Source organism: Pseudomonas laurentiana (assembly GCF_014648275.1).
Taxonomy (GTDB): Bacteria; Pseudomonadota; Gammaproteobacteria; order Pseudomonadales; family Pseudomonadaceae; genus Aquipseudomonas; species Aquipseudomonas laurentiana.
The window spans coordinates 1-522 of the sequence record NZ_BMQU01000200.1; the positions used below are offsets into that span (position 1 = coordinate 1).

Annotated in this window: 1 protein-coding gene; it reads right to left on the reverse strand. The window is 11.7% G+C overall.

The genetic code is table 11. From position 1 onward, the window contains the following. Positions 1-113: 113 nt before the first annotated feature. Positions 114-434 carry a 30S ribosomal protein S15 gene (locus tag IE038_RS25795; protein ID WP_189396447.1) on the reverse strand — a complete coding sequence of 107 codons (321 nt, stop codon included), beginning with the start codon at positions 432-434 and terminating at the stop codon, positions 114-116. Positions 435-522 lie beyond the last annotated feature (88 nt).

Sequence of the window (522 nt, forward strand, 5' to 3'; positions counted from 1 at the left end):
GTTTTTTTATAAGTTTTTTTTTGATTTGTTTTGGTATGAATTAGATTTTTGAATAAAGAAGTTTATTAAAAAATTTAAGATTTAAAAAATTTATTAATTTATAATTTTTGAATTTAATGAGTTTTTAATTTTTGAATATTTAATTGATTAATTAATTTTTTATAATGTATTTTATTTTTTTTTGATAAATAAGTTAGTAGTTGTTGATGTTTTTTTAGAATTTTTTGTAGATTTTGTTGAGATAAATAATTTTTTTTGTGTAATTTTAAATGTGAAGTAAGTTTTTGTATTTTATTAGTGAAATTAAATATTTGAAATTTAATGGATTTTTTGCTTTTTTTTTTTTGTTTTTTAAATGAAATGATTATATTTTTTATTATAAAAAGAAATTTTTTTTTTTTTAATATGAATTGAAAGATATTAATTTTATTGATTAGTAATAATAATGGTAGTTTTTTTGTATAAGGATTTTAATTTAATTATTAATTTTTTAATTTTTTATTTTAGAAAAAAATTTAAATT